Below are 2,076 nucleotides of genomic sequence, written 5' to 3' on the forward strand. Positions count from 1 at the left end.
CCATTTAGAGTTGATTCAAACTCAAATTGAAACTCAGAAAATCGTTCATCCTATCGAATTTTATCAGTTTTTATTAACTTTAAACTTGCATAGCTTCTTGCGTTCGGCATTAGATTGTGCTTATTGGGATTTATTTGGGAAACTGGAAAACAAGTCGTTTGCAGAGTTAAATTCGATACAAATCAATCAACTTCCAGAATCTTCCATTACTATTAGTGTTGATAAAATTGAAAATCAGATTAAGAAAATTCAAACTTCAACTTGGAATAAGTTTAAGGTGAAATGCAATCATTATGATGCCAATTCGGTTCAATCCTTATTGAATTTGGATTACAACATTGCACTAGATTCTAACGCAAGTTTTACCAATGATGATTGTCTTTTAATTCAGGATAACTCAGAATTTTCAAAATTCAGTTATTTGGAACAACCGATGCAAACTGGTTATGAGAATTATAAAATATTAAATGCTAGTGCTTCCGCAAATTGGATGGCTGATGAAGATTGTCACTCGATTTTAGATTTGGTAAAATTGCAATCACATTACAAAAGCATCAACATCAAATTAGTGAAATGTGGCGGATTAACTCCAGCATTAGAATTAATTACAGAAGCTAGAAAGTTAAATTTCAAAATAATGATTGGTTGTATGACCGAATCTACGATTGGAATTTCTGCTGGAGCAAATTTGGCGCCATTGTGCGATTTTGCCGATTTGGATGGAGCAAATCTTATTGCAAATGACATTGCCAAAGGTTGCATTGTTGAAAACGGACTTATAAAATTATCGAACAAATCGGGTTTGGGCATACAATTAGTTTAATTTTGCACAACAAAAAAAATTAGAATAAGAAAATCGATGTTATTGCAAACGGACTATTTTCTCTATTCTTTTCTCTATATTCTAAACTTAAAATATGAGTAAAGTAGTATTAATAACTGGCGGATCATCTGGAATAGGAAAATCTATTGGAGAATTTCTTCATGCTAAAGGATTTATAGTTTATGGAACAAGTAGAAAACCTGAGCGAATTCAAGGTTCGGTTTTTCCTTTGATTGCTTTGGATGTTAGAAATAAAGAAAGTATTCAAACAGCAGTTCAAGAAGTTATTTCAAAATCGGGTAGGATAGATGTAGTAATTAATAATGCTGGCGTTGGAATTACTGGTCCAATAGAGGAAATTCCGACCGAGGAAATCAGGAATAATTTTGAAACCAATTTATTTGGACCAATTGAAGTGATGAAATCGGTTTTGCCACAAATGCGTTCTCAAAAATCGGGTTTGATAATCAATATAACTTCTATTGCTGGTTATATGGGATTACCATATCGTGGCATTTATTCGGCTTCCAAAGGCGCTTTAGAATTAATTACCGAAGCGTTACGAATGGAAGTAAAATCATTCGGAATTCATATTACTAATGTCGCTCCAGGTGATTTTGCTACCAATATTGCTGCAGGACGTTTTCATGCGCCATTGATAAAAGGTTCGGCTTATGAAATTCCGTATGGAAATACTTTGAAAACGATGGATGAACACGTTGATTCTGGAAGTAATCCGAACGAAATGGCAGAAGCAATTTATAAGATTATCCAAACTCCAAATCCGAAAATTCATTATAAAATTGGCGCTTTTATGCAGAAGTTTTCTATTGTTTTAAAACGAATTCTTCCTGATAAAGTGTATGAAAAAATGTTGATGAATCATTATAAACTTTAGTTTTTAGTAATTAGGAAAACTTATAAAAAAAGTATAATAACAACTTAATAACATGAATGCAGAAGAATTTGTAAAAGCATTTTACGAGGAAAAACAAAATATTTTAAATATTTATATTAATAATAATCCTGAAACTGAAGTTGGAAAATTAATAAAGTCACTTAATCTTAGTGATGATCAGGAAGTAATATTAAATAAGATATTAGACAGTTCTTTCACAGATGTTTTTTATAGTATTCTATTAGGACTTGATGGCTGCGCTTCAATCGGAGGTATTCAGGAAATGTATGAATTGAAAGATGAGAATGGAAATAAATTAAGTGGAGAAGGTGAAATTGAGGGATATGCTTATGAA

Annotated in this window: 3 protein-coding genes; all 3 read left to right on the forward strand. The window is 31.7% G+C overall.

The window, feature by feature from the left end; all coding sequences use genetic code 11:
• Positions 1 to 823 (forward strand): enolase C-terminal domain-like protein (locus DIU01_RS06395; protein WP_290832642.1); only part of this gene is annotated, 823 nt, incomplete at its 5' end.
• A 94-nt stretch (positions 824 to 917) separates the two neighbouring features.
• Positions 918 to 1,721 carry an SDR family oxidoreductase gene (locus tag DIU01_RS06400; protein ID WP_290832644.1) on the forward strand — a complete coding sequence of 268 codons (804 nt, stop codon included), beginning with the start codon at positions 918 to 920 and terminating at the stop codon, positions 1,719 to 1,721.
• Between the two features lie 52 nt (positions 1,722 to 1,773).
• On the forward strand, positions 1,774 to 2,076 hold a 303-nt coding region (locus tag DIU01_RS06405; protein WP_290832646.1), incomplete at its 3' end, for a hypothetical protein.

The organism is Flavobacterium sp. (assembly GCF_003525665.1).
GTDB lineage: Bacteria > Bacteroidota > Bacteroidia > Flavobacteriales > Flavobacteriaceae > Flavobacterium.

Excerpts from the sequence above, each read along its gene's own strand:
- DIU01_RS06400 (WP_290832644.1), top strand. The coding sequence starts at position 918 with ATGAGTAAAGTAGTATTAATAACTGGCGGATCATCTGGAATAGGAAAA.